Origin of the sequence: Devosia sp., assembly GCF_965229025.1 — a bacterium.
GTDB lineage: Bacteria > Pseudomonadota > Alphaproteobacteria > Rhizobiales > Devosiaceae > Devosia_A.
Map to the genome: position 1 here is coordinate 652,992 of NZ_OZ245853.1, position 26,005 is coordinate 678,996.

Here is a 26,005-nt window from a genome sequence, read left to right on the forward strand (position 1 = left end):
GGTTGATGGGTGGAATCAAGGGAAGTGATGCGTTCCGACCCCCTTGGGCACCATGCGTACGTCAGCGCTACCGCGGGCAGGCGCTTTCCTAACGCCGGTTACTTTTAGTGATGGAGCTGGCGGAAACGGCGATGACGATGATGGCGCCGACGAGGATCTGGCGGACGTAGGAATCGACGCTCATCTGGGTGAGGCCGTTGTCTAGGACGCCGAGGATCAGGACGCCGATAACGGTGGCGAGGATGCGGGGTTCGCCCTGTTCGCTCATGGTGACGCCGAGGAACACTGCAGCGATGGCGTTAAGCATCAGGCCGGAGCCCTGCGTGGGGTTGGCCGAGGCGACGCGGCTGGCGTAGAGGAGGCCAGCGCCGGCGGCGCTGAGGCCGGTGAGCGAGAAGGCGATGAGCTTGAGGCGGCGGACGGGCACGCCGCTCAGATAGGCCGCTTCGACATTTCCGCCGATGGCATAGAGCCGGCGCCCGAAGGTGGTCTGTTCGAGGAGGACCCAGACGAGCCCCACGACCAATACTGCGACGATGGTGAGATTGGGGAGCGTCACAGGGCCCAGCGCGATGCCGTCGCGGGCAAACTGGCCGAAGGCTTCGGGGATGGCACGGCCGGAAATGGTCTTGCCGCCAGAAATGACGAAGGCGGCGCCCGAGAAGATGGTTAGGGTGGCGAGGGTGGCGACGAAGGGCAGGATGCCGACGAAACTCACCAGCGCGCCATTGATCAGGCCGCCGACGAGGCCAGCGAGGAGCGCCAATCCGAGGGCGAGCCAGATCGGATAGCCGAGGCTGAAGAGGATGGCGGCAACGATGCCCGAGAGGCTGGCGATGGAGCCGACGCTGAGATCGAAATCACCCATCACCATGACGATGGTCATGCCGGAGGCGACGACCATGAGCATCGAGAGCTGCTGGGTGATGTTCAGCCAGTTCTGGGCGGTGAGGAAGGTGTCGGGCAGACGGAACGAGAAGAAGATGAGGATCAGGACGAAGCCGGTGAGGGTGCCGTAGCGGCGGAGGAACTTTAAAAGGCTCATGCGGCCACCGCGCTGCGGCCGTAGCAGAGGTTGAGGAGGGCCTCTTCGGTGAGCCCCTTGGCATCGACGATGGTGGCGATGCGGCCATCGCGCATGATGGCGATGCGGTCGGCCATGCCGAGGAGTTCGGGCAGATCAGATGAGGCTAGCAGCACGGCCATTCCTTTGGCGGTCATGTCGCGAATGATCGCGTAGATATCGAACTTGGCCCCCACATCCACGCCGCGGGTCGGCTCGTCAAGCAGAAGCAGGCGGGGGACGCCGCCCAACGCCTTGGCGAAGACGACCTTCTGCTGGTTGCCACCGCTGAGCTCGGAGACGAGCTGGCTGGGGCCTGCAGCGCGGAGGCGCACATCCTCGCCGAGTCTTGTGGCAAACTGGCGCTCGCGCCGGGGGGTGAGCCAGGTGCCGCCGAGGCTTTGCGCCTGAAGATGGGGGAGGGTGATGTTCTGGTAGATGGGGCGGGAGGTGACGAGACCCTCGGACCGGCGCTCCTTGGGGACGTAGGCGATGCCGGCCTTCCAGGCCTTTTGCGGATTGCCGAAGATCTGGCGCAGCAGTTCGGTCTGCCCGGCACCGGCGAGGCCGGCGATGCCGATGATTTCGCCCTTTCGGACGGTGAGATCGGGGCGCTGGAGGACGGGGTCCTTGGTGGGGGCGGCCTGGGCGGGCGGATAGGCCTCGGTGACCTTGCGGCCGATCATCAGGGCGACGAGATCGTCGTGGGTGATGTTGGCGAGCTCTCCACTATCAATGGGGCGGCCGTCGCGCAGCACGGTGGCGCGGTGGCAGAGGGACATGACCTCGTCGATGCGATGGGAGACGTAGAGTACAGAATTGCCGGCGGCCTTGATTTCGCGCAGCACAGCGAACAGGCGCTCGGATTCCTCGCGGGTCAGCGCTGCGGTCGGCTCGTCCATGACGTAGAGGCGGGCGGGGGTTTCGCCGGCGAGGAAGGCGCTCGAGATTTTCACCAGCATGCGATCGCCGATGGAGAGGTGCGCCAGTTTTTTGCGTGGATCGATATGGGTGATGCCGAGAGTTTCGAGAGCCTTGCGAGCCATAGCGTTGAGCGCGCGCCAATCGACCAGCGCGCCGAGGCGGCGCGGATAGGGGCGGCCCATCATAATGTTCTCGGCGACCGACAGGGCGGGGACGACGCTCAGTTCCTGATGAATGAAGCGCAGGCCGTGGCGGTGGGCAGCGGCGGGATTGTCGATGGTGACCGGGACGTCATCAATGCGGATAGTGGCAGTATCGGGCGCGACGACACCGGCGAGGATCTTGATCAGGGTGGATTTGCCGGCGCCGTTTTCGCCCATCAGGGCGTGGATTTCGCCGGGCGCTATGGCGAGATCGACCCCACGCAGGGCCGGAATGCCCGCATAGGCCTTGGAGACATTTTCGAGGGAGAGGAGGGCCATGGCGCGGAAAGGGCGGACCCGAAGGCCCGCCCGGTCTTTCAGGTGTTACGCAGGTCTCACTTGGCCGTAGCGGCGGTGACAAGCTTGGTCGGCACGTAGATGACGCGCTGCTTCAGCGTTTCGCCACCGAGGACGCGCGCGACCGCATCAGCGGTTGCGGCGCCGATGCCCGAAAAGTCCTGCGCGACCGAGGCTTCGAAATTACCGCCCTTGGCGATTTCGTCACGGGCCTGCGGGTTGGCGTCGATGCCGGTGATGACGATGCCTTCCTTGTCGCGGCCGGCCGCTTCGATGGCCTGCAGCGCGCCCAGAGCCGGCTGGTCCCAGGCGGCCCAGACGGCGCTGATCGAGCCGGGGGTGGGGTTGGCAGCGAGGATGGCTTCCATCTTGGCGCGGCTATCGGCGATGCCGCCGTCAGCGACGTCGGGGGTGACCTTGTCGAGGATCTTGATGTCGGGGAAGTTGCCGAAGACGGCGCTGGCCACGACGCCGCGCGCCTGGACGGGCGGGAAGGCGTCGAAGACGAACATCACGATGTTGCCCTTGCCGCCAATGCGATCGGCCACGTAGGTCGAGGTTTCGGCGGCCATGGCGTAGCCGTTCGAGGTGACGTTGGTGGCGAGCAGCGCGTCGGCACCGGCATCCATGCCAAAGACCGGGATGTTGGCAGCCTTGGCGGCCTCGAGGCCGGCAGTGACCTGGGCGGGATCGACGTTGATGACGATGGCATCGACCTTCTGGGTCACCATGTCTTCGATGCGGGCGATGACGGCGGCGACGTCGCCCTGGGTGTCGATCACGTTAACATCCCAGCCCTTGTCCTTGGCGACGCCCTGGAAGGCCTCGACATAGAACTGGGTGCCCGGCTGGGACAGGTAAGGCGTGATCACCGCGACCTTGGCGGCGAGCGCCGCACCGGTGATGGATGCCGCTGCGACGGCAGTTGCCGCAAACAGGGTGCGGCGAAGTGATTTGCTGAGCATTCTGGAAGCCCTCCTTGGCCCCGCGCGATTGTTTTCCTTGCGCTTGTTGCCACTATAGGGAAGGCAAGCGCGGCCTGCTACGGGCTTATGCGGAGGACGGGACTTGGTTGCGACATTGATCGGCATTGACGTGGGCACCACAGCGGTGAAGGCGGTGCTGATCGACCTGACGGGGCGGCGGCTGGCGGAGTTTTCGCGGCCGCATGCGATGGCGCGGCCGGCGCCGGGGGCGGCGGAGCAGCAGCCTGCGGACTGGATGGCGAGCGTGTTGGAGGCGCTGACGGTGTTTGCGGCGGGCGATGACCTTGGCGGGCTGCAGGGGATCGGCATCTGCTCGCAGGTGAACACGCATGTGTTCGTCGATGGCGGCGGCAACCCGGTGCGGCCGGCGATCACCTGGCAGGATGGGCGGCCGGCAGTGGATGCGGCGGGGATCGATGCGCGGGTGACTGCGGCGGACAAGCTCGCCTGGTTCGGGGGGCCGGTGCCGATTGACGCGAGCCACGCGCTGAGCCGGATTGCTTTTGTGGCGCGGACGGAGCCGGAGGTGTTTGCGCGGACGCGGCATGTGCTGCTGCCCAAGGATTTTTGCGTGATGCAGCTGACGGGCGCGGTGGGGAGCGACCCGATTGCCGCGGTGGGGCTGGTGGACCGGGCGGGCTATGTGGCGCCGCTGCTGGACCTGGTGCCGCGGGCGGCGGAGGTGTTGCCGCCGCTCTTTCCGTTCACGCATGTGGCGGGGCGTGTGAAGGCAGGGCTGCCATGTGCCGGGACGCCGGTTGTGGTGGGGGCGATGGATGCGTGGGGCGGCATGTTCGGGTTGGGCGTCGCGGCGGATGGCGACGCGATGCTGCAGAGCGGCACCAGCGAGATTGCCGGGATTGTGAGCGCGACGATCCGGCCGACGCCGGGGGTGATTCTGTTTCCGGCCTACGAGGGGATCACCATGCATGCGGCGCCGACGCAGGCGGGCGGGGCGGCGCTGGCGTGGTTTGCCAATGTGCTGGGGCGGACGCCGGCGGAGCTCTCCGCAATGGCGGCGGAGGTGGCGCCGTCGGCGGGGCTGCCGATGTTTTTGCCGCACCTGCAGGGGGAGCGGGCGCCGATCTGGGACAGCGCCTCGCGCGGGGTGTTCGCGCGGCTCGATGGTGGCGCCGGGGCGCCGGAAATGGCGCGGGCGGTGATGGAGGGCGTGGCGTTTTCGGTGCGCTGGGCGTTCGAGGCGCTTGAGGCTTCGGCCGGGCAGCAGCTGAGTGTCGCGCATATCGGCGGTGGCGGGGCGCGGTCGGATACGTGGACGCAGATGAAGGCGGATGTGCTGGGGTTTGCGCTGAAGCGCGTCGAAGGGGCGGATGCGGCGGCGCTGGGGGCGGCGATCCTCGCGGGGATCGGCAGCGGCGCGATGGGCTCCTTGAGCGAAGCGATTGCGGCGCTGATCCGGTTTGACCGGGTGTTCGAGCCGCAGGCGGAATTTGGGGGGTTTTACGCGGAGCGGTTCGGCAAGTATCGCGCGCTTTATGCCGGGCTCCAAGGGTTCAACGCGGGCTGGTGAGCGGCGTGCAAGAGCGCCCGGCGGGCGAGGGCCCTCGGGGGATGCGGCAGGAGGACTGCGCCGGCGGGGCTTGGCCCCAGCGGTAGACCGCAGGTGTAGTGGCAGGGCCTTGCCCCGCCGGCGCGACCGGACGTTTCCACCTCGCTCCGGCGGACCGCGGGGATTTCCCCGGAACCGCAGTGCCTGGCCACCGGCGGATTGCTCCGACCGGCCTCCCGAAGGAGGGGGCTTATCCCCGCAGTCCAGATCCACGGAGCCAAGACCCCGGACGTTTCTGCGCAGGCACCCCGGCTCCCCGTGAGGGGAGCTCGGCCCCTGGCCGCCCGAAAGCGGCCGTGACACCACTGGCGGCCCTCGCCTCCAAAAAGAAGGCATCCGGCCGGCCGGAACTTCGGCAAGGAGGGCGCGACACCCTCCATCCGACCCTGTCCCCGCAAACCGTTCGCTCGCGATCCCGTCCAGCGCGGGGGCAGTGAAGGGAGTATAGGGCAGGGGGAACCTGCGGGGATAAGTTGGGGGAAATGGTGGGGGATCAGGGGGTTAGGGGGGAGGCTCACTTTCCCTCTCCCCTTGAGGGAGAGGGTGCCCGCGCAGCGGGCGGGTGAGGGGAAGGATGGGCCGATGTCGCTCCTCACTCCGCTCGGATCGCGCGACGCCATGCGTCGCGGACCCCTCATCCGCCCTACGGGCACCTTGTAACTTGATCCCGCAGTTATCTGATATCGATAGCGCTGCGGTGATGCCGGGCAGCCCGATGGCACCAGGAGTTGAAAAACTCGTGGAGAAGCGAGGGGCGCCTGGCATCGATCCATCGATCCCGAACAGTCGCCGGGGCCGCAACAAGGCGAGCCCGCTTAGGCAAGGAGGGGACAAGATGGAGATCACCGTAGGTATCGATGTGAGCAAGGCGCGGCTGGATGTATATATCCATCCGCTGGGCGAGAGCCTTGTGTCCGGCAATGACGAGGCTGGCGCGAGTGAACTCGTCGAGCGGCTGCGCAGGCTGGAGGGGCTTGTGTCGGTCGGCATCGAGGCGTCGGGCCGCTATGAGCGGCTGGCGGTGGCCGAACTTGCTGCCGCAGGTCTGCCGGTGGTGGTGCTCAACCCCGCTCAGGTCCGGCACTACGCCCAGGCCATCGGGCTCAAGGCCAAGACCGACCCAATCGATGCCCGCCTCATCGCGCTGTTCGTTGCGGCAGTAAAGCCTGAGCCAAGGCCGATAGCCGATGCGCACACCGAGGATCTGGCGGCGCTAATGGCCAGACGCCGGCAACTGGTGCAGATGCTGGCTGCCGAGCGCATGCGGCGCCAGCAGGCAGCACCGGGGCTGATCCGCACATCGCTCGCCCGCATTGTAACCACGCTGGAGGACGAGCTCAAAGACCTCGACCGCCATATAGATACCACCGTGCGTGACACCCCTGTGTGGCGCGACAAGGAGAACCTGCTCGCCTCGGTGCCTGGCATCGGCAAGACCATCGCCCGCACGCTGCTGGCCGAACTGCCCGAACTGGGACAGCTCAATCCCAAGCAAGTCGCGGCCCTCGCCGGGCTCGCCCCCTATACCCGCCAGTCCGGCAAATGGCGCGGCAAGAGCCTTATCGGTGGTGGCCGCACTGCCGTGCGCACCGCCCTGTTCATGGGCGCCCTCGTTGCCGCACGGCATAATCCCACCCTCAAGGCCTTCCGGGACAGGCTCGTGGCCGCAGGCAAACCAAAGCTTGTCGCCATCGTCGCCACAGCTCGAAAGCTCCTCACCATCCTCAACGCCATCGTCAGGGACAAAAAACCATGGTCACCAGCTTGACCAACAAGACAGTCGCTTCTCCCTCAAGGGGAGAAGGGAGGCCGTGCGTTTGGCGAGAACGGTGACTGAGGGCCTTCACCCGGCCCCTCAGACTCCCTCCCTTGATGGGGAGGGATGGGGTGGGGTGTGCGGAGCCAGTGGACAACCTGCGCCCACCGGGGCTCCTCGCCCCTCACCCAAGCTCTGCTACGGCCTTGTCGGGCCTAGCGACGCTACCCTCTCCCCTGAGGGGCGAGGGGACTGAGAGCCAGCGGCGCGACGCGGCGGGTGCGGCGGCGGCGGTTTTCGCGGCTCAGCATCGTCTTGCGGACAAGCGGCTTGGGTGAGGGCGGCCGACCCGGCGCCGGGGGCGGCGGAGGGGACGGAGCCGGCCGGAGCGCGGCCGGCACCGGAATCTTGTGGCTCTCGGCGAGATTGGTGGCGAAGCCGCGCAGCACGAGGGCTTCGAGCCGGGCGATGTCGTCGATCTCGTCGGCGAGGGTTCGCGGCGCGGGCGGGGCGTGGCGCGCGATGACAGGCGCGAGAGCGGCCTGCGCCTGGCGCAGCGACAGGGCGAGGGCGGAGAGGGTGGTGACGGGCGGCAGGGTCAGCGGCAGCAGCCGGTGGCCGGGCTCGCGACTGAGCAGGCGACGCACCACGCCGAGCAGCCGGCCGGCCTCGGCGGTGAGCGACGGCGGGGCCGCGCGGGCGGGATGGCGCTGGGCCAGCGTCCAGGTGTCGTCGGCCAGCCGATCGAGCAGCGGCGCGAGTTCGCGCAGCAGGCGAGTCTCATCAGCGGTGGTGGTGGGGTGGGGTGGCTTGGCGAAGCGCCTGGGCATGGGATGATCCTCGCGATGGGTGAGGCGCAGAGGATAGGCCGGGGTGTGGACGCGGGGATAAGGTGGGGTGGTGGCCGAACGAGGACGGACTCCGCCTGTGCCTGTCTCCGCAGGCGATTGAGGATCGGCGCCGGCGGACGCCGATGAATCGGGCAGGGGTGAAAGCGGCGCCGGTGGCGCTGGTGGAGGCGCCGGGCGGATCGTGCCCGTCTAGGCGTTCTTGCACGCAGATCGGCTCGTGCGCGGAGGCGCTATACACCCTCGCCAATTGCAGCTGGGGCTGGCGGCTGGACGCGGACAGGGATGGGGTGCTGCGCGGGACGGTTTGTCGGTAGGGGCGTGAGGGTGGGGAGGGAGGGCAGATGCAGATGGGAGCTATTGCCGGGGGCGGCGGGTTGCAGGACTGGGGGCGGCTATGAATATCGACGACTCTAGGTGAAAGGAGGCCTTCTCACCACAGAACCGGATCATTAGGGTCACTGCTCTGACCGGCTCTTGAACTGAGACGTGCCAGCTGATAGTTGTTCTTTTTTTGTTCTAGGGCGCGGCGATGATCGAAATCGTATATGGCGATGTGGCACTTACTGATCTCCAGAAGGATCTGGTGTCAGCCGTGAAGACTCTAGAAACTGTTGGTACACTGTACATAGGATATCCGATATTAAACTCGACTGCTGGAAATGTCGAAGTTGATGCTCTACTCGTATCGCGTTTTGGCGGTATTGTTGCAATGGACCTTTCATCAGATTTTGACGATGGAAGCGCACCTTCTGATAAATTGATTGACCGACAGAACCAATTATTTGCCGCTTTGACGTCGAAACTTGCGCTGGAAAAGAGTCTAGTCGCGCGTCGGAAGCTTGTTCTGGATCCAGTAGTTGTTACCATTACCGACAACGTCACCTACCAAGACGACGATGTATTGGTGTGGGCGATCTCCGACATAGCAGGATCTCTGTCGGAGTTGCCACTTGTGGAGGGAGACACATTAGCGATCGTGAATTCTGTAGTTGAACGCGCGGCCACCCTTCGTCCGCGCAAGGCGCGACAAGGAGTCAAGAAGCAGAACTCTCGTGGGAAAGTCCTCAAGGAAATTGAGTCAAAGATCGCCAATCTGGACGCATCTCAAAAGCGAGCAGCGATTGAGTTTCCCGGAGGGCCGCAACGAATTAGAGGACTTGCTGGTAGCGGAAAGACAATTGTCTTGGCTATGAAAGCTTCTTACCTGCACCTAAAGAATCCCGAGTGGCGAATTGCGATAACGTTCTACACGCGGTCTCTATATCAGCAGTTCACTCGACTAGTAACGAGGTTCTCGTACGAATTTATTCGCGACGAACCGGATTGGTCCAAGGTAAATATTCTGCACTCTTGGGGCAGTAGTTATTCGTGGGGCGTATATGCGGAGATGGCGACTGCCGTGGGCGCCCCCGTCAGGGACTATAGATACGCAAAGCAACGTTGGGGATACGGGGAGGAGTTTCAGGGCGTCATCAATGAGTTGTTGAAATTTATCAACGACAACGATCCCAAGATCGAATCTCTGTACGACGTTCTACTGATTGATGAAGCGCAGGACCTTCCGCAGGGGTTTTTTGAGCTTGCCTACATGTTTACCAGTGCGCCCCACCGGATTGTCTATGCATATGATGAGCTTCAAACGCTAAATGACACTGAAATGGCGTCGCCCGAGCGGCTCTTCGGACGCAACAAAAGTGGCAGGGCTCGTGTAACCCTAAGTAACCAGGAGGGGCAGCCAAAACAAGATATCACTCTACCCGTCTGCTATCGCAATACGCCATGGAGTCTTTCGACTGCGCATGGTCTTGGTTTCGGCGTGGCGAGGTCTCGAGGGCTAGTGCAAATGTTTGAGTCTCCAGACACTTGGAGGCAGATTGGATACGACGTCAGTGAGGGCAGTTTAGCCTTGGGAAAGAAGGTTTCTCTTGTCCGAGGTGCGGAGTCGACTCCGACATTCTTCTCTCAATATCTAACTCCCTCTGATGCAACCAAGTTCCGGAAGTTCGGTGACGTGCAGGCCCAGTACGACTGGATTGCCGAACAGATAGAAAAGAATGTCACTGACGATGAGCTTGAGTACGACGACATTCTAGTTATCTTCTGCGAGACCAAGACAATCCGCAGCACCTCGGCCGAACTCATGAAGGCTCTATCGAAGAGAAAGGTGCGGTCACATCTAGTTGGCGTGACGGAGAGTGCAGACGAGGTATTTAGCCCGAAATCTATCGCTTTGACGCATATCTTCCGAGCGAAGGGCAATGAGGCGTCGATGGTTTACGTTGTAAACGCAGACTATTGTGCGGAGGGGTACAATATCGGAACACTTCGTAACGTGTTATTCACGGCGATAACGCGCTCGCGTGCTTGGGTAAGAGTAACGGGCGTCGGCGATCGGATGGAGGCCCTGACAGAAGAATTTTCCTTGATAAGTGGCGATGACTATAGATTAACTTTTAAATATCCAACCAAATCAGAACTCACGAAAATAAAGACTCGATATAGAGTAGCTGGGACGCCTGAAGGCCTTGCCATCGAATCAGACTTGGAATCACTTTCAAGAGTGATCGGCCGACTAGAGAGTGGAAAACTTGATATTCAAGATTTACCACCGGATGTGCTAAAGACCCTGAAGGGGTTGATTAAGTGAAGGTGGGAAAGTTAAACGTGCTAATTGCCGAGCTTATAGAGGCCGGCTTTGTCGTCAACAGCAAGGGAATTGTTGAGACTAAGTTAGGAAGGTCAAGTTACCTAGTTGAAGTCGGTGACACCCGCCGGACAGCAGCCTTTGAGACGGACTACGAGAACTCGCTGCGTCATTATGCTGATATGTTCGACGAAGGGCGCTACTCATTGATGTTGTATGATGGGGCGTTAGTTAGCGTCAAGTATATTATGGAACATGACGCTATTACGTGGCACAGATATAGTTATGTTCCCCCCGTTGTTTCATTGGACGTTGGTAACGGTGAGGGGTTGGGGGAACTGCCTCCTGCCGCTGACTATCTGAGGACGCCAAGGCGAACGATGCTACGGTTTGAATATGATCCGGCATCTTTCGCGCCGCGTCACCCATATTCGCATCTGCATTTGAATGGCGCAGATTGCCGTATGCCGGTATCGGGAAGTCTCGGATTGAAGGATTTTCTCTTCTTCCTGATTGACTGCTTTTATCCAGCCTTCATCGAACCGCTCGCTGCACTTAAGCCTTCGGCAAACTCAAGTAGCCATATTTCCGTTGATGATACGAAGCGATCATATATCAAAGTGCCGCTATAGAGCAGCAGCGCTAACGGGTCTTCAAAAAAGCGCACGAACAACAATTGTCTAGGGGCAAACGTCAGGCTGTCGCTTCGCCGCTGATCCCCCGCTCGCCACTCGAGCGTAGCTCTCGTGGCGTTCTTGCGTTGAAAGGCTTCGCTGGAGCTTTTCGTTGACCTTCGGTCGGGGATCGCCGGGAGATACTGGCCCCCTCCGCCAGCTTCGCTGGTTCCCGCACTTGCCCCCTCCACCATGCTTCGCATGGTTCTAGCCATTCGAGCAAAGCTCTCATGGCCTTCTTGTCTTGAAAAGCTCCACAGGAGCTTTTCATCGACCTTTGGTCGACCGGCGGCGAAGTCCCCCGTTTTACGGGGGAGGACCAGAGGGGCCGGCGTTTCAGTCGGGTCCTCACCCGCTTGCGGGGGAGGGGGACCGCCGAAGGCGGTGGAGGGGGCGCGGCGCTGTTAGTCGGCGGCTAGCCACTCGAGCGTAGCTCTCGTGGCCGCCGTTCACTCACATCAGTCCACTGGACTGATGTGCCGGCCGCTATGCGTCCGTCGTTCCGGCGTCAAGTACATCGAGTTCCATCTCCCGCAGCCGCTTGATCTCGTCCCTGAGCCGTGCCGCCTTTTCGAATTCCAGGTTCGTTGCGGCTTCGCGCATTTCGCGTTCGAGGTCCTTGATGACGGCGGCGAGGTTGGCGCCGGCTTGGACTTTTTCGCGGCCGGTCTTGTCCTTGCCGATCGAGACGGTGACGTGGTCCTGTTCGTAGACGCTGTCGACGATGTTCTGGATGTTGGACTTGACGCTTTGCGGGGTGATGCCGTTGGCGAGGTTGTAGGCGACCTGCTTTTCGCGGCGGCGGGAGGTTTCGGCGATGGCGCGTTCCATGGAGCCGGTCATGTTGTCGGCGTAGAGCACGACGCGGCCATCGACGTTACGGGCGGCGCGGCCGATGGTCTGGATGAGGGAGGTTTCGGAGCGGAGGAACCCTTCCTTGTCGGCATCGAGAATGGCGACCAGCGCGCATTCGGGGATATCGAGGCCCTCGCGGAGGAGGTTGATGCCGACCAGCACGTCGAAGGCGCCGAGGCGGAGATCGCGGATGATCTCGATGCGCTCGATGGTATCGATATCGGAGTGCATGTAGCGCACGCGAATGCCCTGTTCGTGCATGTATTCGGTGAGATCTTCGGCCATGCGCTTGGTGAGCACGGTGCAGAGCGTGCGGTAGCCGGCCTTGGCGACCTGGCGGATCTCATCGACGACGTCATCGACCTGGTTCTTGGCGGGGCGGATCTCGACCGGCGGATCGATGAGGCCGGTGGGGCGGATGACCTGTTCGGCAAAGACGCCGCCGGCCTGCTCCATTTCCCAGCTGCCGGGGGTGGCCGAGACATAGACGGTCTGCGGGCGCATGGCGTTCCATTCCTCGAAGCGCAGCGGACGGTTGTCCATGGCGGAGGGGAGGCGGAAGCCGTATTCAGCGAGGGTGGCCTTGCGGCGCAAATCGCCGCGATACATGGCGCCGAGCTGACCGACGGTGACGTGGGACTCGTCGATGAAGACCAGCGCGTTATCGGGGAGATATTCGAACAGCGTCGGTGGCGGCTCGCCGGGCTTGCGGCCGGAGAAGTAGCGCGAATAGTTCTCGATGCCGGCGCAGGAGCCGGTGGCTTCCATCATTTCGAGATCGAAGAGCGTGCGCTGCTCGAGGCGCTGGGCTTCGAGGAAGCGGCCGGCGCCGTTGAGCTCCTGGAGGCGCGCGGCGAGCTCCTTGCGGATTTCCTTGATGGCGGCGGAAAGCGTGGTGCGCGGCGTGACGTAGTGGGAATTGGCGAAGACGCGGATACTGAGGAGGTCGGAGGCTTTCTTGCCGGTGAGCGGATCGAACTCGGAGATGGTCTCGATCTCGTTGCCGAAGAGCGTGATGCGCCAGGCGGCATCCTCATAGTGGGCGGGGAACAGTTCAATGGTATCGCCGCGGACGCGGAAAGTGCCGCGGACGAAGCTGGCGTCGCCGCGCTTATATTGCAGCTGGGTGAGGGAGCGGAGGAGCTCCTGCTGGTCGACCTTCTGGCCCTTGCGCAGGTCGAAGGTCATGGCGGTGTAGTCTTCGACCGAGCCGATACCGTAAATGCAGCTCACCGAGGCGACGATGATGACGTCGTCGCGTTCGAGCAGGGCGCGCGTCGCCGAGTGGCGCATGCGGTCGATCTGCTCGTTGATGGTGGATTCCTTCTCGATATAGGTGTCGGTGCGTGGGACATAGGCCTCGGGCTGGTAGTAATCGTAGTAGGAGACGAAGTATTCGACGGCGTTGTTGGGAAAGAACGTCTTCATCTCGCCATAGAGCTGCGCCGCCAGCGTCTTGTTGGGCGCGAGGATGAGGGCGGGGCGCTGGGTGCGGGAGATGACCTGCGCGGCGGTGAAGGTCTTGCCCGAGCCGGTGACGCCGAGCAGGACCTGATCGGTCTCGCCATTGTCGACGCCCTCGACGAGATCGGCGATGGCGGTGGGCTGGTCGCCGGCGGGCTCGTAGACGGTGACGAGCTCGAACGGGATGCCGCCTTCGGATTTCTGGCGCGGGGCGGGGCGGTGGGGCTTCCACTCCTTGTTGCCCTCCACCTCCTTGCGGCCGTGGAGGATGATGTCCTCCAGCGCCCGGACGGTGGCGGAGATGCCAACGGTCTGCGCACCGGCGAGGCTCTGGCCAGGCATGTTGGCCTTGCGCTTGGCGGTTTTGACCGTCTCGTTGAGCTGGGCGAGGACTTCGGGGTCTTTTGCCGCGATGGGGGAGAGTTCGCGGGCGCTCAGCTGGCTGGACGGGACGTGGCCGAAGCCGGCCTGCGCGGTTTCGCCCATGCCGCCGAAATCCGGGCGCTCGACGGAATTGGCCTTGGATTTCGGAGCCTTGAGCTGCATGCCGGTCGCGGCGGAGCGGGCGGATTTCTTGGGCTTTTCGAGCGGCTGCGCCACCAGCGGTTGGATGCCGGTGCCGTTGGCTTCGGCGGCGCGGCGGGCGGCGTTGTCGAGGGCGCGCTTGTTCTTCAGCCGCTCCTGGGGGAGGCGCTGGTTCAGCCGGTCGGCCTCGGCCTTTTCGATGTCGCCGATGAAATCATCGATGGAGAACTCGGTGGCAGCGGGCTTTTTGGGCGGCATGGCGAACTCGATCCAGGCTGACGATGGCGACTTGCAGCGGTGACTGGCTTCTCCCCCGGCCGCGAGGCGCGGCCCTCGCCCATGGAGGCGAGGCAGGGTAAAAGACCTTTGACAGCGGACACTATAGATAGGCGCGGTGCCAGAATCTGTCAGTGGCCGTCGTGGAAGTTTATCGTAGCACGCTGAAGAACGGAATGGGAACGGCTCAGGCGCTCTCCATCAGGCCGCCGAAGCTGCGGGTGCGCTTGGCGAAATCGCCGAGGGCGGCGGTGAAGTGGGCGGGGGTGAAGTCGGGCCATTTGACGTCGGTGAAGAACAGTTCGGCATAGGCGCATTCCCAGAGCAGGAAATCGGACAGGCGCCGGTCACCCCCGGTGCGGATGACCAGATCGACATCGCCGGTGCCGAGGCGGGTGGCGAGGGCCTCGGGGGAGAGATCGGGTGCCTGCTGCGCGGCGGCGAGGATGGCGTCGCGCGAGGAATAGTCGATGGCGATGCGGAGGTGGAGGCCGGTGTTGCGGGCGGTGGAGCGCTCGGCGACAGCGATGGCCTTGGCGAGGGCGAGCGGCAGGCGGTCGCGGCGGCCGAGCACGCTGATGCGGATGCCGTGGGCGCGGAGATCACGGACGTCGATGGTGAGGAAGTGGCGGAGCAGCGCCATCAGGCCGGCGACTTCCTCCTCGGGGCGCCGCCAGTTGTAGGACGAGAAGGCGTAGAGGCTGAGCGCGGTGACGCCCTGTTCGACGGCGGTGCGGACGACGGCCCGGACGGCGCGGGCCCCGGCCTGGTGGCCGACGGGGCGCGGCAGGCCCTGGTTCTCGGCCCAGCGGCCATTGCCATCCATGATGATGGCGACGTGAAAGGGGGAGATCGGTTGGGGTTGGAGATTAGTTTGCATTGTAAACCTCGTGAGTGGGGTTGAGGGTGTGGGGTGAGGAGGGAGTTGGGGGGAGGTGGGGTTGCAGGGGGAAGGCTGGGGGTGAGGGTTGGGGGTAGTGGGGAGGGCGACGAAGGGGATGGCGAAGCTGAAGTCAGGGGTGGAGGAGGTAAGTGAGAGGCGGAGGCTCGGGAAGGGCTTAGGCGGAGGCGCGGGAAGGCTTGCGCAGGCGAGGAAGGCTGGAGGGTTGGGGGTGGAGATTAGTTTGTATTGCAAACCTTGCGAGTGGGGTGGGGGGGGAGGATTGGAGGGGTGGAGGATTGGAGGATTGGAGGGGCGGAGGATCGGAGGTGCGGAGAGGCGGAGAGGCGGAGAGGCGGAGAGTTAGGGGCGAGGGTTCGGCGTGGTGAGGCTTAGGGGTTAGGGGGCAGGCGCGATGGTGAGGGGTAAGGGGCGTGGTGAGACTAGAGGGTGGGTTGGGGGGCAGGGGGCGGAGAGGGTGGGACAGGCGGCGATGGGAGAGGGTCTACCCACCGCCAGGCGTCATGCCGGCTTGAGTTTCAGTTCGGGGGCTACGCGGGCGGCGTCGCGGACGACGCGTTCCAGGACGTCGAGATAATCGAGGAAGCGCTGGCGGCCCTTTTGGGTGAGGGTGGCGGTGGTGAGGGGGCGGTTGGCGTCGTAGCCCTTGGTGATCTCGACGAGCCCGGCTTCGTGCAGCACCTGCAGGTGGCGGCTGAGGTTGCCCTGGGTGAGGCCGCAGAGTTTCAGGAGGTCGTTGAAGGCGAGGCCTTCGGGGCGGCTGACCAGCGAGGTGAGGATGCCGAGGCGCGCCTTTTCGTGGATCACCCGGTCCAGCCCGTCATAGGCGAAGGGGGCGTCTTCACTGGCGGACATGATTTGCCTCCGAGGCGCGGTGGACGATGAAGGCGACGAACATCTGACCGACGAAGAAGGGCAGGCCCATGCTCCAGGGCGAGACGGTGTGATCGGCGGCGGCCAGCATCAGCACGGTGAAGCCGGAGAGGAAATACCAGGCGCCGGCCAACACCATCTGGCGCGGCAGCGAGCGGGCCGAGGCGAAGATGCCAAGGCTGACGAGCAGCAGCCAGAGGCCGGGCAGCAGCCAGAGCGCTTCAGGTGCAAAGCGGGCGAATACTGCGAGAAGCGCGGCGCCGGCGACACCGGCCGGAACGAACTGCAGCACGGCGTGCTGGATCATCGAGTCGGTGAGGCGCGAGTGGTGGCGGCGGGAGCGGCGAAGCATTTCGCTGCCCAGCAGCAGCACGGCGGCAATGGCGGTGGCGACCCAGGCGGCAAAGTAGGGCACCGGGTCGGCGGGGGCGCCGGCGAGCAGCAGGGTTTGCAGCGAGGCGGTGGCAAGGGCGAGGACGCCGCTCAACGCCAGTGCGGTGGGGCCGAGGCCGAGGAAATCGCTTTCGGCCGCAATGCGGCTGCGGATTTCGTGGATATCGGCAAGCGCCTTGTCGAGATCGGGCACGGGGTCCTCCGGGTGCAAACTGGTTTGCAACGCAAAGCATATTGGGATGCAAATTGCGGCGGGAGGAGGGCGAGGTGTTCGTGTAGGGGGGGGGCCGCGCTGACGCCAGGTTCGGTCGCGGGTCTGCCAACGTTGTCAGGGGCGTCTGAGGGAGGGGGCTTTGGGGGCTGAGCAGGCATTGGGTGGCAGGCGGGGTTGTGCTTGGCAGGTATGGTGCGGGGGCGGGGAGAAGAGGGCCAAGGTAGGAGGGGAGATGGAAGGTGCAAGCGAGGGAACGTGGTGCTGCGGGTGGCGGGGTAGGGGTTGCTGGGGTGGGGCGGTGTGTGCTGTAGCTGATCTCTGAGTGGGGATCGGGCATGAGCCGGCAGTTAGTTCAAGATTACTTCAACGAGATTGACCGGCTCCGCAAGTTTTCCGGCACGTCAACGGAAGGCGTCATCAGCGAAGCTTTCAAGGACTTATTGAAAGCTTGGTCGCGCCAGAAGAACCTGCAGTTCATCGCGCAATATGAGTTCGCCTCGCCGCAGAAGAACCGCATCCGGCCCGATGGCACGATCCTCCACGATCTGAGGGTGCCTCTGGGCTATTGGGAAGCCAAGGACGAGTCCGACGATCTCGATGAGGAGATCGAGAAAAAACTCAAGAAGGGCTACCCGCAGGACAACATCATCTTCGAGGATTCGCGCGAGGCCGTGCTGATCCAGAACCGCCAGCCTGTGATGCGCTGCAAGATGACCGAGGGCGACGAACTGCTGCGGCTCTTGAAGCTGTTCTTCGAGCACGAGCGGCCGGAAATCCACGAGTTCCGGAAGGCCGTAGCGCAGTTCAAGACCGACCTGCCTGATGTGCTGGAGGCGCTGCGCGGCAAGATCGACAGCGCCTATGCGACAAATCCCGGGTTCAAGACGGCGGCTGACGTATTTCTTGCCCACGCCAAGGACACCATCAACCCCACGCTCGGGGAAGCCGATGTGCGCGAGATGCTGATCCAGCACATCCTCACCGAGGAAATCTTCGCCCATGTGTTCAACGAGGGCGATTTCCACCGCGAGAACAACATCGCCAAGGAGCTCTATCGGCTGGAGGCGGAGTTCTTCACCGGGGCGATCAAGCGCGACACGCTGGCAGCGATCCAGCCCTATTACGCGACGATCCGCTCGACGGCGGCACTGATCACCAGGCACAGCGAAAAGCAGAGCTTTCTCAAGGTCATCTACGAGAATTTCTATAAGGTCTACGACAAGAAGAAGGCCGATACGCTCGGGGTGGTCTATACGCCCAACGAGATCGTGAAGTTCATGATCGATGGTGCCGACTGGCTGACCCAGAAGCATTTCGGCAAGGCGCTGATCGACGAGGGCGTCGAAATCCTCGACCCTGCGACGGGCACCGGCACCTTCATCTGCGAACTGCTGGAGCATTTTCGCGGCCAGCCGGACAAGCTCAAGAAAAAGTACAAGGAGGAGCTGCACGCCAACGAGGTGGCTATCCTTCCCTACTATGTCGCCAACCTCAACATCGAGGCGACGTATGCCGCGATCACCGGCCAATATGCCGAGTTCCCCAATCTCTGCTTTGTGGACACGCTGGACAATATCGGCGGGCTGGGCGTCAAGCGCGGCCACCAGCATGATCTGTTTGCCGGGCTATCGGACGAGAACATCGAGCGGGTGAAGCGGCAGAATCGGCGCAAGATTTCGGTGATCATCGGCAACCCGCCCTACAACGCCAACCAGCAGAACGAGAACGACAACAACAAGAACCGGACCTATCCGCACATCGATGCGGCGATCAAATCGACCTACATCGCGCAGAGCACAGCGCAAAAGACCAAGCTCTACGACATGTATGCGCGGTTCTTCCGCTGGGCGAGCGATCGGTTAGGCGATGAGGGCGTGCTTGCGTTTGTGACCAATCGCAAGTTTATCGACAGTCGAACATTCGATGGTTTTCGGAAGGTGCTGGCAGAAGACTTTTCCGAAATCTATGTCGTCGACCTGGGCGGGGATGTTCGCGCCAATCCAAAGCTGTCTGGCACAAAGCACAATGTGTTCGGTATCCAGACCGGTGTCGCCATTTCCTTCTTGGTGAAGCGAGGCAGGTCAAGAGCAGTTCGCGCTCGGATCGCGTACCTCCAAAGGCCTGAGTTGGATACCGCCGAAGAGAAGCTGTCGTTCCCCTCGAACTCCAAGTTGGAAACGCTCGGGTTTGAACGTATCGAGCCGGACAAGCAAAACAGCTGGGTAGGGCAATCCGAGAACGATTGGGACGGCCTCGCACCCATTGGCGATAAAGAAACCAAGACTACCACTTGGCCATCGCGCGAACGTGCGATCTTCAAGGACTACTCGCTTGGTATCTCAACAAACCGAGACGAGTGGATATACTCAACAACCGAGACGGATGGAGCTAACAAGGCGCAATTACTGACTGACAGGTACAGCGCGGTTCCCGCAGATTCGAAGGAATTCTCGGCGCCGATCAAGTGGTCAAGAAATCTCAAGCGGAGACTGTCGCAAGGCCGACGCGAGCTGTTTGATGGTGTGAGACTCCGCCGAGCAAACTATCGTCCGTTTGCTTCGCGCTGGTTCTACCAGTCACCTCTCTTTGTCGATGAGTTGGGATCGCTTTCGAGCATGTTTCCCCTTGGTGAAGAAAACCGTGCAATCGCTTTCAACGACAAGGGCTCGAGGACGGGTACGTGCATTCTTGCGACCGATGGTCCTGCTGACTTCATTTCGGCGCGGCAATCGACGCCTATCAGCAAGTGGCCCGCTTCCGTTTCACTAAAGACGGCACCCGCATCGACAACATCACCGACTGGGGCCTGAAGCAGTTCCAGAAGGCGTATGGGGTCAATGGGGGGCTTGATCCGGCGCGGGGCGAGGGTGGAGCGGAGGACTCTGAGCCTGTTGCCGCCCCCTCCACCAGCTCCGCTGGTCCTCCCCCGCAGGCGGGGGAGGATCAGGCCTCATCCGTCGCGACTGCCCCTCACCCCGACCCTCTCCCCGGAGGGGAGAGGGGGAAGAAGGAGCGGCGGCAGCTGAGCAAGGATGACATTTTCCACTACGTCTATGCCGTGCTGCATGACCCGGTTTACCGCGAGACATATGCGCTGAACCTCAAGCGCGAGTTTCCGCGCATTCCGTTCTATCGCGATTTCTGGAGCTGGGTGGGCTGGGGCGAGCGGCTGATGGCGCTGCATATCGGCTACGAGAGTGTGGAGCCCTGGCCGGTGCGGCGGGCCGATGTGGTGGACGAGCGGGCCAAGGCGGCGGGCGTCAAGCCCAAGGCGATGCTGAAGGCCGACAAGGACAATGGCACCATACGGCTCGACAGCGAGACCGAGCTCAGCGGGATTCCGCCAGAGGTGTGGACCTACAAGCTCGGCAATCGCTCGGGCGTCGAGTGGATCCTCGACCAGTACAAGGAAAAGACGCCCAAGGACCCGACGATCCGCGAGAAGTTCAACACCTACCGCTTTGCCGACTACAAGGAGAAGGTGATCGACCTGATCGGGCGGGTGACGCGGGTGAGTGTCGAGACGGTGGCGATCACCGAGGCGATGAAGCGAGTGCGACGGTAGGGCGGGCTGGGGGGAGCAGGGAAGCACGGAGCTTGGGGCGCCCCCTCCACCAGCTTCGCTGGTCCCCCTCCCCCGTCTTCGACAGGGGAGGATCAGTGGACCCCTCACCGCCTATCGCGGTCCCTGCGTTTGCATGGCAAGCTGATCGACGACGGCCGAGATGTGATGGTGGTCGGTCCCGCAGCAGCCCCCGATGACTCTGATTTGCGGCATCAAGCCGAGCAGGCCAGCATAGCGGCGAGCCAGGTCCTGCGGGTCGCCACGATCAAGCGTTGGGGACTCGTCGAGTTCCGCATGGCTCTTCGCACTGGCGTTCGTCCGAAGTCCCATCACTCTTGCGAGCCCTGCCGTGTCGGCCGCAGCCAACCTGTCGAAGTGCACCGGATGCGCGCAGTTGATCATGTAGTAGGCGGGGTAGCCGCCGGTGAGGTCGTCCGTCTCGGAGATCGCTTCCCGCAGGAGCTTCCCGCCGGGCAGGTTGCCATCGGTCTCAAGGGTGAAGGACAGGACAACCGGCATTCCTGCAGCTTCGGCGGCCCGGGCAATGCCGACACCTTCCGGAACATTCGTCAGCGTCAGGCAGGTCACATAGGCTGCTGAGGTGTCGGCAAATATCTCGATTTGCGGCGCGTGGTAATCCACCGCCTCACCGATCGTCATGACCGCATCATACTTCCAGGCATCCCGCCGCGGGCCCATCATGCCAGAGATGATGGAACTCACGCCCTCTGAAGCGAACTCGGCCGCAACCTCCTCGCAGACAGAGACCGACGTGCGAATGGCGTGGCTCAAGCCGCTAGCGTCATAACCGACCAGCGCACCCCAATCGGGATTGGCCCGCCAGGTATTGGTATCAAACAGGAACGGCAGGCCGGCACGCCGGGCGATCGGCAGGTATGCACGGTAGTAGTCACGCATCGCCTCGCGGCCGGCCTCGCTGTCGTTGAGCACAAACGCGCAGAATTGCGGCAATTCGTGCCCCTCGTTGAAGATCAGGTGCGTCTCGACGCCACCGTCCGTAAGGTAGCGCGTGCCACTCAACTGCGGCAGTGGTTCACGTCGTCTCGTCACACCCGCCTCCCCGGCAATGCAGATGACCGAGCCCGTACCGGCTCCCCTAGTCCCGACTTCCCAAGGCAAGGATGTTGCCCTCCGAGTCCCGGAACCACGCCGCTTCGCGATCGCCGAACTTGGCTACGCCGTCCACAGTCTTCAGGCCCGGAAAGTCATAGTTCTCGAACACGACGCCGCGTGCACGAAGAGCAACGACGTCGGCGTGAACGTCCGTTGAGGAAAAGGTCATCAATGTGTTGGGGGCCTGACCCGCATTGGATGTCGGGTAGAGGAGAAAGCCTGTTCCGCCGCCGGCGTCATAAATCGCGCCCATCGGCTCGACGAGCCTCGGCTTCATTCCGAGCTTTTCTTCGTACCATCGCTGGGCGCGGGATAGGTCTGACGCCGGGATGGTGGGGTATACACTGCGCTGTGACAACATGGCATGCCTCCTCGCATGACGTTGAGCGCAGTGATTGTAGGACTCCACCGCCAACGAGGCAACGATGTCGCCAGTGGCGCGCCAGCGGCCGACACAAGCTCAGGGGCGTTGCCGCTGGCATGAGGGTGGGGTGCGGGTCAGGTCGGAAGATCTCCACCCGGTCACACTCCTAGCGGCAATTGACCGATGCGGTGCCGCACACAATTGCAATCTGCGGCGCGGTCCCCATCTGATCTGCATCGTGATCTGGAGGGGCAGGCGATGCGGGCGGCGGTGTATCGGCGATTTGGCGGGCCGGAGGTGGTGCGGATCGAGGAGGTGCCGAAGCCGGTGCCGCAGGCCGGAGAGGTGCTGATCAAGGTGATGGCCTCAACCGTCAGCGTGGCGGACCACCGGATGCGGGCACGGGACCTGCCCAAGGGGCTAGGGTTCTTTGGGCCGCTGGTGCTGGGGGTGTTCGCGCCGCGCAAGAAGATCCTCGGGATGGATGTGACGGGCGTAGTGGAGGGTGTGGGTGCCGGCGTGAGGCGGTTCAGCCCTGGCGATGCCGTGGTGGGGCTGACCGGTGTGCACTTTGGCGGGCACGGCGAATACGTGTGCCTCAAACAGGATGCAGCGCTGGTGGCAAAACCGGCGGAGATGAGCTTTGAGGATGCGGTGGCGCTGGTGTTCGGCGGGCATACGGTGTCCGAGTGCATCCGGCGCTGCCCGATCAAGCCGGGGGATGCGGTGCTGGTCAATGGCGCGTCCGGCGCGGTGGGGAGCGCGGCAGTGCAGGTCGCCAAGCATTTTGGCGCGGTGGTGACGGCGGTGACCAGCGCAGGCAATGCCGAGCTGGTGCGCAGCCTCGGAGCCGATCTGGTGATCGACTATGCAGAGACGGATTTCGCTGCCAGCGGAGAACGCTACGACGTGATCTTCGAGTGTGTCGGCAACGCGCCGTTCGAGCGGGCAGGCGCTGCGCTGAAGCCGGGCGGAACGCTGCTGCTTGTGATTGTCGACCTCGAGGGCATGCTGAATGCCAAAAAGAACGGACGGCGGAGCGTCACGCGGGTGCTGCCGATCAGCTTCACCCCGACTAGCGCCGACGTGGCCTTCGCGATCGACCTGGCGCAGGCGGGGGCGCTGCGGCCGGTGATCGACAGGACATATGAGCTGGATCAGATCGTTGAGGCGCATCGGTATGTGGATAGTGGGCGCAAGCGGGGGAACGTGGTGCTGCGGGTGGCGGGGTAGGGCGGGCTGGGTGAGGGGCAAGACACCGAGCGTGGGGCGCGCCCCCTCCACCGCCTTCGGCGGTCCCCCTCCCCCGTCTTCGACAGGGGAGGATCAGGGCCGGCGCCTGGCTCAGCACCAGCTGGCTTCGTCGGCGTTGGGGTGGCGCAGGAGTTCTCGGATGTTGGCGTCGAGGATGCGGAAGCCGATATTGCCGTAGAGCTTCTGGCGGCCGTTGTTGAGGATGAAGGTGGGGCTGCCTTCGACGCGGGATTTCTCGGCTTCCTGGTAGTCGGCGGCGAGGCTGGCGAAGGCGGAGCCGGAGAGAATGCGGTGTTCGACGGCGTCGAGGTCGATGCCAAGCGGGGCGACCAGGGCGCGCTGCACCTGATGGCGGCCGATGTCGTGGCCATCGGCGAAAAAGCCCTTGCGCAGGGCCCAGATTGCCTGTTCGGAGCGATCGAGGGCGCCGGCGGGGCCCACCACTTCGCGCTCCCAATCCATGATGGCGCGCAGGAACAGGTGCGGGCTCATCGAGGAGGCGGGGCGGGTGCGCAGCCAGGTGTCGGGGTGGAGCGGCGCGCCGAAGCGCTCGACGGTGGTCTGCACGTGACGGGCATAGCCGGCAAAGCCGTCGCGCTCGCGCCAGGCGGTATCGAGCTTGAAATGCGCGTCGCCGAAGACCGAGCAGAAGCGATATTCGAGCGCGATCTGGTGACCATGCTGGAGCTTGAGTTCTTCAAGGCGCGGCTGCGCCACATAGGCCCAGACGCAGAGGACATCGGAAAAGTAGGTGACGTGGATGGTGGACATGGGTGGCTCACGTGGGGTGTGGGGCGACACTAGCAAGGATGGTCGGCAACAGGTTGATCTAGCGCAACTGGCACGTATAGCCGCCGCTGCGGGCGAATGCGCTAGGGATCGGGTCGCGCAGGGCGTAACGTGGTTTGGCGCGAGGATCGCGCCTCAACCGGAAGGTTTCCCCGATCATGCCATCCAATATGCCGCCGGGTCCCCCGGCGCGAGCGGTCGTTGGTGCGATGCAGGTCAAGCTGATCGCGCTCAGTGCGGGGTTCCTGTGCACGCTGGCGGTGTTGATGCTGGTGGGCAACATGGTGCCGAAAGTGCCGCTGACGCTGTAGGGGGGAACTTCCCCTCACCCGGCGCTGCGCGCCACCCTCTCCCTCAAGGGGAGAGGGAAACTAGGTTAGTCCAGCGCAACCTTGCCGCTGCGGGCGCGTTTGGTGGCGCTTCGTTGAACCTTGGTTTCCAGCCGGCGTTTCTTTGAGCCGAGGGTGGGGCGGGTGGGCGTGCGGAATTTCGGGCGGATGCTGGCGGCGCGCAGCAGTTCGACCAGCCGATTGATGGCGTCTTCGCGGTTCTTCGGCTGGGCGCGGAAGCGGGCGGCGAAGATGACGATCTCGCCGTCCTTGGTGAAGCGGCTGCCGGCGAGTTCGGCGGCGCGGATTTTGACCGCATCGGGGAGCGAGGGGGAGTGCTTCAGGTCAAAGCGGAGCTGCGCGGCGCTCGACACCTTGTTGACGTTCTGTCCGCCTGGGCCGGGGCTGCGGGTGTAGGTGATATCGAGTTCGCTGACCGGCAGGCTCAGCGTTTCGGTTATGGGAATGGATTCGGAAATGGCGCGGGCTCCGGTGCGGAGCGCAATCTAACACAGGACGTGTCAAATGTGAGGGGCGCCGCCGGTGAGGCGGCGCCCGATTGGCAGAGGTTAGCGGACGCGGATCGAGGAGATCTGGTCGTTGGCCGAGCCGAGGCTGCGGATGTCGCGCGTGACGACGACACAACGGCCGCGGAAGTTGTTGTCCTGGCAGACGAGAGCCTCGGCATTGCCGCGGACGCGGATCGAGGAAATCTCGTCGTTCCAGTTGCCGATGCTGCTCAGGCGCTCACCGGGGCGGGCGCAGAAGCTGTCACCACGGAAGTTGTTGTCCTCGTAGAAGCAGACCTGGTCGTTGCGGCCGGGACGTGTCGGACGATCGGGACGGATGTCGAAGCCGCCATTGCCGATCTGGAAGCTGAAGCCGGGAACCGAGAATCCGATGCTGACATCAGCGCTGGGGCGCGACGGACGTGACGGAAGGGCATCGTCTTCGCCGTCATTGCTGAGGTAATTGGCCGAGACCCAGCCGTCGGGGCCGGACTTGATCACGTAGCACCAGCCGTTCGACTGGCAGCGGTCGATTTCGACCTGCTGGCCGGGACGGAGGGTGTCAACGATGGCGCCGTTCACGGGCGCGCTGCGGACGTTAACAGCGCTGGTGGCGGTGGCAGCCTGCGCGAGCGACGGCGTGAGGAGCGTGGCAAACAGCACTGCGACTGAGCCGAGGGATTTGATGGGGGTCATGTTTGTTCCTTGGAATGAATTACCTTCCCGCATGGATCAAACGCACGCCAATGCCTCTGGTTCCCCCTCGGCAAAAGTAAAGCGCCGCCCTGGGGGACGGCGCTTCATGTCTGGCGAAATATGAGGTCAGTTGACTTCGTAGGACGAAATTTCGTCGTCGAGCGCGCCGGGGAGCGACTTCTTGGACGAGTGGATGTTGGCGCAGATGCCGTCCAGATCTTCGTCGCTGCAGACGGTCACTTCGGCTTCGCCGTAGACCTTGATCGAGGAGATGTTGTCATCCCAGCTGCCGGTCAGGCCGTCATCGGAGTCGCCGGGCTCGACGCAGAAGCTGCTGCCGGTGAAGTTGACGCCCTTGTAGAAGCAAACCTTGTCTTCTTCGACGATCACCGGGGGCTCATCGTTGTTGCCGATGCCGATGGAGATCGAGGGTTTGCCGTTGCCGCCAATGCTGAGGCCGAAACTGAACGGGACGTTGGAGGAGGGCTTGCCGCCCTTGAGGCCGCTCAGGCGGCTCTGCTTGATCCAGCCGTCGGGGCCGGGCAGCTGCAGCAGGCAATAGTTGCCCTGGCAGTCCAGAACGGTCACCAGCGAACCTTTGCCGATGGTCTTGATGACAACCGAGGAACTGGTGGCCTTCTTGTAGACGCTGGATGTCTGGTTGACATAGGCGTTGGCGGCAAAGGCCGGCGCCACGGACAGGCCCACCAGCAGCGCGACGGCAGCGGCGGCCAGTTTGAAGATCGATTTCATGATGCTGTTCCCTCTGGGCGCAGGCAGTGGTCTGCCGCGCGGAATAATTCCCTAGTCTCTTCCCGCCAAGTCCCGCGTCGCCCAATCGGTGGGCGTCCAGACGTTGGCATCGGCAAAGCAGTCATACGCCTGGGCGCGGGGGA

General features: G+C 63.4%; 22 protein-coding genes. 8 read left to right on the forward strand and 14 right to left on the reverse strand.

Annotated features, from left to right (window positions below):
• Positions 1 to 88: 88 nt before the first annotated feature.
• The 3 genes from ACO06J_RS03195 to ACO06J_RS03205 are packed head-to-tail and all read right to left on the reverse strand — an operon-like array spanning position 89 to position 3,452.
• Positions 89 to 1,045 (reverse strand): ABC transporter permease, encoded by a 957-nt coding sequence (locus ACO06J_RS03195; RefSeq protein ID WP_421759253.1) that lies wholly within the window; start codon positions 1,043 to 1,045, stop codon positions 89 to 91.
• A complete protein-coding gene (locus tag ACO06J_RS03200) occupies positions 1,042 to 2,469 on the reverse strand; it encodes a sugar ABC transporter ATP-binding protein (protein WP_421759254.1) in 1,428 nt (475 codons plus the stop codon). The genes ACO06J_RS03195 and ACO06J_RS03200 overlap by 4 nt, the downstream gene beginning before the upstream one ends.
• A gap of 56 nt (positions 2,470 to 2,525) precedes the next feature.
• Positions 2,526 to 3,452, reverse strand: a complete 927-nt coding sequence (locus tag ACO06J_RS03205) for a substrate-binding domain-containing protein (RefSeq protein WP_421759255.1) — start codon at positions 3,450 to 3,452, stop codon at positions 2,526 to 2,528.
• Positions 3,453 to 3,555: 103 nt separating this feature from the next.
• Here ACO06J_RS03205 and ACO06J_RS03210 point away from each other — a divergent pair, with 103 nt between their 5' ends.
• Positions 3,556 to 5,004 (forward strand): xylulokinase, encoded by a 1,449-nt coding sequence (locus ACO06J_RS03210; protein ID WP_421759256.1) that lies wholly within the window; start codon positions 3,556 to 3,558, stop codon positions 5,002 to 5,004.
• 874 nt (positions 5,005 to 5,878) lie between these two features.
• Positions 5,879 to 6,811 (forward strand): IS110 family transposase, encoded by a 933-nt coding sequence (locus ACO06J_RS03215; protein ID WP_421758802.1) that lies wholly within the window; start codon positions 5,879 to 5,881, stop codon positions 6,809 to 6,811.
• 212 nt (positions 6,812 to 7,023) lie between these two features.
• Here the strand turns inward: ACO06J_RS03215 and ACO06J_RS03220 are convergent, their stop codons facing one another.
• A complete protein-coding gene (locus tag ACO06J_RS03220) occupies positions 7,024 to 7,629 on the reverse strand; it encodes a hypothetical protein (protein ID WP_421759257.1) in 606 nt (201 codons plus the stop codon).
• 550 nt (positions 7,630 to 8,179) lie between these two features.
• Between ACO06J_RS03220 and ACO06J_RS03225 the strand changes: the two genes are divergently transcribed.
• A complete protein-coding gene (locus tag ACO06J_RS03225; protein ID WP_421759258.1) occupies positions 8,180 to 10,297 on the forward strand; it encodes a DEAD/DEAH box helicase in 2,118 nt (705 codons plus the stop codon).
• On the forward strand, positions 10,294 to 10,926 hold the full coding sequence (locus tag ACO06J_RS03230) for a DUF2290 domain-containing protein (RefSeq protein WP_421759259.1): 633 nt from the start codon (positions 10,294 to 10,296) through the stop codon (positions 10,924 to 10,926). Before ACO06J_RS03225 ends, ACO06J_RS03230 begins: the two co-directional genes overlap by 4 nt.
• Before the next feature lie 528 nt (positions 10,927 to 11,454).
• Here ACO06J_RS03230 and uvrB read toward each other — a convergent pair.
• The 4 genes from uvrB to ACO06J_RS03250 all read right to left on the reverse strand — a co-directional run bounded on the left by uvrB (position 11,455) and on the right by ACO06J_RS03250 (position 16,448).
• The gene (gene uvrB / locus ACO06J_RS03235; RefSeq protein ID WP_421762439.1) at positions 11,455 to 13,833 is read right to left on the reverse strand and encodes an excinuclease ABC subunit UvrB; all 2,379 of its coding nucleotides are present in this window, start codon (positions 13,831 to 13,833) and stop codon (positions 11,455 to 11,457) included.
• Positions 13,834 to 14,275: 442 nt separating this feature from the next.
• Positions 14,276 to 14,968, reverse strand: coding sequence for a polyprenyl diphosphate synthase (gene uppS, locus ACO06J_RS03240; protein ID WP_421759260.1), 693 nt, complete (start codon positions 14,966 to 14,968; stop codon positions 14,276 to 14,278).
• A 522-nt stretch (positions 14,969 to 15,490) separates the two neighbouring features.
• On the reverse strand, positions 15,491 to 15,844 hold the full coding sequence (locus ACO06J_RS03245) for a transcriptional regulator (RefSeq protein ID WP_421759261.1): 354 nt from the start codon (positions 15,842 to 15,844) through the stop codon (positions 15,491 to 15,493).
• Positions 15,831 to 16,448: a hypothetical protein gene (locus ACO06J_RS03250; protein WP_421759262.1), complete on the reverse strand. Its 618-nt coding sequence runs from the start codon at positions 16,446 to 16,448 to the stop codon at positions 15,831 to 15,833. Before ACO06J_RS03250 ends, ACO06J_RS03245 begins: the two co-directional genes overlap by 14 nt.
• A gap of 356 nt (positions 16,449 to 16,804) precedes the next feature.
• Here ACO06J_RS03250 and ACO06J_RS03255 point away from each other — a divergent pair, with 356 nt between their 5' ends.
• Both ACO06J_RS03255 and ACO06J_RS03260 read left to right on the forward strand, forming a co-directional pair.
• Positions 16,805 to 19,279 carry a type ISP restriction/modification enzyme gene (locus ACO06J_RS03255; RefSeq protein WP_421759263.1) on the forward strand — a complete coding sequence of 825 codons (2,475 nt, stop codon included), beginning with the start codon at positions 16,805 to 16,807 and terminating at the stop codon, positions 19,277 to 19,279.
• Positions 19,216 to 20,034, forward strand: coding sequence for a type ISP restriction/modification enzyme (locus tag ACO06J_RS03260; RefSeq protein ID WP_421759264.1), 819 nt, complete (start codon positions 19,216 to 19,218; stop codon positions 20,032 to 20,034). The genes ACO06J_RS03255 and ACO06J_RS03260 overlap by 64 nt, the downstream gene beginning before the upstream one ends.
• Positions 20,035 to 20,145: 111 nt before the next feature.
• Here ACO06J_RS03260 and ACO06J_RS03265 read toward each other — a convergent pair whose 3' ends face one another.
• Together ACO06J_RS03265 and ACO06J_RS03270 are read right to left on the reverse strand one after the other, a co-directional pair.
• Positions 20,146 to 21,105, reverse strand: a complete 960-nt coding sequence (locus ACO06J_RS03265; RefSeq protein WP_421759265.1) for a homocysteine S-methyltransferase family protein — start codon at positions 21,103 to 21,105, stop codon at positions 20,146 to 20,148.
• Positions 21,106 to 21,151: 46 nt separating this feature from the next.
• On the reverse strand, positions 21,152 to 21,529 hold the full coding sequence (locus ACO06J_RS03270; protein WP_421759266.1) for a VOC family protein: 378 nt from the start codon (positions 21,527 to 21,529) through the stop codon (positions 21,152 to 21,154).
• A 261-nt stretch (positions 21,530 to 21,790) separates the two neighbouring features.
• On the opposite strand from ACO06J_RS03270, the gene ACO06J_RS03275 reads away from it, so the two are divergent.
• Positions 21,791 to 22,765, forward strand: a complete 975-nt coding sequence (locus tag ACO06J_RS03275; RefSeq protein ID WP_421759267.1) for an NAD(P)-dependent alcohol dehydrogenase — start codon at positions 21,791 to 21,793, stop codon at positions 22,763 to 22,765.
• 111 nt (positions 22,766 to 22,876) lie between these two features.
• Here the strand turns inward: ACO06J_RS03275 and ACO06J_RS03280 are convergent, their stop codons facing one another.
• Positions 22,877 to 23,557, reverse strand: a complete 681-nt coding sequence (locus ACO06J_RS03280; protein WP_421759268.1) for a DsbA family oxidoreductase — start codon at positions 23,555 to 23,557, stop codon at positions 22,877 to 22,879.
• Between the two features lie 176 nt (positions 23,558 to 23,733).
• On the opposite strand from ACO06J_RS03280, the gene ACO06J_RS03285 reads away from it, so the two are divergent.
• Complete coding sequence (locus tag ACO06J_RS03285; protein ID WP_421759269.1) at positions 23,734 to 23,886, forward strand: hypothetical protein; 153 nt, start codon at positions 23,734 to 23,736, stop codon at positions 23,884 to 23,886.
• A 65-nt stretch (positions 23,887 to 23,951) separates the two neighbouring features.
• Here the strand turns inward: ACO06J_RS03285 and arfB are convergent, their stop codons facing one another.
• The 3 genes from arfB to ACO06J_RS03300 all read right to left on the reverse strand — a co-directional run bounded on the left by arfB (position 23,952) and on the right by ACO06J_RS03300 (position 25,862).
• Positions 23,952 to 24,410, reverse strand: coding sequence for an alternative ribosome rescue aminoacyl-tRNA hydrolase ArfB (gene arfB / locus ACO06J_RS03290; RefSeq protein ID WP_421762440.1), 459 nt, complete (start codon positions 24,408 to 24,410; stop codon positions 23,952 to 23,954).
• Between the two features lie 63 nt (positions 24,411 to 24,473).
• Positions 24,474 to 25,109 carry an SH3 domain-containing protein gene (locus tag ACO06J_RS03295; RefSeq protein WP_421759270.1) on the reverse strand — a complete coding sequence of 212 codons (636 nt, stop codon included), beginning with the start codon at positions 25,107 to 25,109 and terminating at the stop codon, positions 24,474 to 24,476.
• 126 nt (positions 25,110 to 25,235) lie between these two features.
• Positions 25,236 to 25,862: a peptidase inhibitor family I36 protein gene (locus tag ACO06J_RS03300; RefSeq protein WP_421759271.1), complete on the reverse strand. Its 627-nt coding sequence runs from the start codon at positions 25,860 to 25,862 to the stop codon at positions 25,236 to 25,238.
• Positions 25,863 to 26,005: the final 143 nt, after the last annotated feature.